This is a genomic window from Sinomonas sp. G460-2 (genome assembly GCF_047759905.1).
GTDB lineage: Bacteria > Actinomycetota > Actinomycetes > Actinomycetales > Micrococcaceae > Sinomonas.
This window is the reverse complement of record NZ_JBKZWT010000388.1, coordinates 1-3005: the sequence shown is the minus strand read 5'-3', so window position 1 is coordinate 3005 and position 3005 is coordinate 1. Positions and strand designations below refer to the sequence as shown.

Here is a 3005-nt window from a genome sequence, read left to right as displayed (position 1 = left end):
CCGCACCTCGCGCGGCGTCGTCGCTGCGGCCCGGACGATCGTGTGCGCGGGCCACGACGTCGACTATCTCTTCCCGGACGTCGCGGCCGAGGCCGGAGTGGAGCGCTGCGGCCTCCAGATGGCGCTCGTGGATGCGCCGACCGTGGGCGGCACGGCGATGGAGATCGCGCCCGCGGTCCTGACCGGCACGTCGATGCTGCGCTACCCGGCGTTCTCGACCACGGCTGCCGCCGCCGCGCTGCGGACCGAGCTCGAGCGGACCCGCCCCGAGCTCATCGGCATCGACGCGAACCTCATGCTCACCCAGCGCCCCGACGGCACGCTCCTGATAGGCGACAGCCACGTGACGCTGGGCACCATGCCGCCGTTCCTCGACGAGGCCACGAGCTCGACCCTCCTCGAGAGCGCCGCCGAGCTCCTCGGCGTCGAGCGGCTCACCGTCCGGCAGCGCTGGCAGGGAATCTACGCCTCGAGCCCGCGCGCGCCGTACCTCGTTGCGGACGTCGCGCCCGGCGTCACAGCCGTGTCTGTGACGTCCGGAATCGGCATGACGATCTCCCATGGCCTCGCGCAGAAGGTGCTCGACGAGCATCTCGCCGCGGCCTGAGCATCACTCCCAACCCACCCGCCCCGCACCCCACACCGCCTGCCCCACACCCGAGCGTCCCTTCTTGCCCACTTTGGACCGTCCCGGCCGCCGTTCATGGCGTGGCGAGCGATGACTTGCCGGGCGGGGTGTGCCTAACTGAGCAGGAGCGGACACGCGTGGCTACGTTCGGCTCAGTGTGCGGCCCATGATGGCGTCCGTGAGGGCGTCCACGGCAGCAGAGTTCGCGAGCGGGTTGCGGATCAACGTGAAGTCGACGTCGCCCACGGGCGGCAGGTCGAAGCGCCGCGTGATGATCGCGAGGTCCTCGGGCACGAGGGTCGTGGGCATGACGCCGACGCCGAGGCCAGCGCGGACCGCGGCGAGCATGCCAGCGATCTGCTTCGTGCTGCACGTGACCTTCCACGTCCGGCCCTTCGCCTCGAGGGCGTCGATCGCGAGCGTCCGGCTCAAGCTCGGCGCCGGGTAGACGACGAGCGGGACCGGCTGGCCGGGCTCGAGCACCGTCTGCTCGACGCCGACCCACGTGAAGACGTCGTGACGTACCACCGTGCCCTCTTGGGCCCCCGCGACCCATTTGATGAACACGAGGTCGAGCTGGCCGGCCTTGAGCCGCCGGTGCAGGTCGTCGCTCTGGCTCACCGTGAGCTCGAGGTTGAGTTGGGGGTAGGCGCGCCGGAACTCGCGGAGGATGCGGGGAAGGCCGGTGATCGCGAGGTCGTCCGCGGTGCCGAAGCGGAGGCGACCGCGCATGGCCGAGCCGCGGAAGTACCGTTCCGCCTCCTCTTGCGCGGCGAGGATGGTGCGGGCGAAGCCGGCCATCGCGTCGCCGTTGTCCGTGAGGCGCACGCCGTGGGTGTCCCGCACCAGGAGGATCCGGCCAGCGGCCTTCTCGAGTTTCGCGACGTGCTGGCTCACGGTCGGTTGGGCGAGGCCCAGACGGTCTGCAGCGAGGGTGAAGCTCAAGTGCTCGGCGACGGCGAGGAACGTGCGGAGCTGGACAGGATCGAACATTTCTTCATCCTGTCGCGGGCTATTGCGGAACGCAATAGCTCTTATAGTGCAAATAGACTTCCGCAATGGTTTCGGCGCCGCCTAGCCTTAAATCACACGATCGCTCAAACCCGAACGAAACTTCAGGATTTCTCCGTGACCTCGCCCAGCTCCGCCATGCCTTCCTCCGTCTCCGAAACGCTCTCCACCCGCCCGAACGCGCTGACAGCCCCGACCTTCCCGCCCACCGGACCGATCGCCGTGGTGGGCGAGCGGCTCCCGTGGAAGCACACGTTCATCTCGCTCCGGGTCCACAACTTCCGGCTCTTCGCGGCCTCGCACTTCATCGCCGTCATCGCGGTCTGGATGCAGCGCATCGCCCAGGACTGGATCGTCCTGCAGCTCTCCGGCTCGGTCGCGGCCGTCGGCGTCACCGTGGCGATGCAGTTCCTGCCGGTCCTCATCCTCGGGCCGTGGGGCGGCCTCATGGCCGACCGCTTCTCGAAGCGACGGCTCCTCCAGATCTGCCAGGCGAGCGCGGGCCTCTGCGCGACGGTGCTCGGCACGCTCGCGCTCACCCACTCGCTCGAGGTGTGGCACGTCTACGCGGTCGCCGTGGTGCTCGGGCTCGTCACGGTCCTCGACCAGCCGTCCCGCCAGGTGTTTGTCAACGAGCTGGTGGGACCCGACTACTTGCGCAACGCGATCAGCGTCAACTCGACGACCTTCCAGCTCGGCGGTCTCATCGGCCCGGCCGTCGCGGGCGGGCTGCTCTCCGCGGTGGGCGGCGGGTGGGCCTTCGTGGTCAACGCCGTCGCGTGCTTCTGCACGGTCGCGATGCTCTCGCTGCTTCGCGTCAACGAGCTGTTCACGGCCCCGCCCACGCCCAAGTCCAAGGGCATGCTCCGCGAGGCCGTCGAGTACGCGTGGCGGAAGCCCACGATTCGCTGGCCCTGGGTGCTGGCTGGCGTCATCGCCGTGTTCGCGCTGAGCCTGCCCGTGCTGCTCGCGGGCTACGCGGACCACGTGTTCCAGATCGGCGCTGGTGGCTACGGGATGCTCAACACGCTCGTGGCCCTGGGCTCGCTCGCGGGGGCCGTGGCCTCGGCCCGACGCCGCGCGCTGCGGCTCCAGACCGTTGTGATGGGGGCCGGGCTCTACGGCGTGCTGCTCGCGCTCGCCGCGTTCATGCCGTCGCTTCCCGTGTTCGGTGCGCTCATGGCCGTGTCCGGGTTCTGCGCGCTAACGTTCCTGACGTCCGCGAACCAGCTCGTTCAGACGAGCGCCAACATGGCCATCCGCGGGCGTGTCATGAGCCTCTACACGATGGTGCTCATGGGCGGGCAGGCCCTCGGCGGGCCGATGCTCGGCGGGCTCGCCGAGGCGTGGGGCACGCAGGCGGCCC

The 3005-nt window shown here is 69.9% G+C and carries 3 protein-coding genes; 2 read left to right on the top strand and 1 reads right to left on the bottom strand.

Translation table 11 applies throughout. The features are described 5' to 3' along the window. Positions 1–607, top strand: a 607-nt coding sequence (locus tag ACLN58_RS20245; RefSeq protein WP_415857029.1) for an FAD-dependent oxidoreductase, incomplete at its 5' end; no start/stop codon positions are given. Between the two features lie 162 nt (positions 608–769). Here the strand turns inward: ACLN58_RS20245 and ACLN58_RS20240 are convergent. Continuing rightward, the gene (locus ACLN58_RS20240) at positions 770–1621 is read right to left on the bottom strand and encodes a LysR family transcriptional regulator (RefSeq protein WP_415857028.1); all 852 of its coding nucleotides are present in this window, start codon (positions 1619–1621) and stop codon (positions 770–772) included. Positions 1622–1777: 156 nt separating this feature from the next. On the opposite strand from ACLN58_RS20240, the gene ACLN58_RS20235 reads away from it, so the two are divergent. Continuing rightward, positions 1778–3005 (top strand): MFS transporter (locus tag ACLN58_RS20235; protein ID WP_415857030.1); only part of this gene is annotated, 1228 nt, incomplete at its 3' end.

Excerpts from the sequence above, each read along its gene's own strand:
- ACLN58_RS20240 (WP_415857028.1), bottom strand. The coding sequence starts at position 1,621 with ATGTTCGATCCTGTCCAGCTCCGCACGTTCCTCGCCGTCGCCGAGCAC.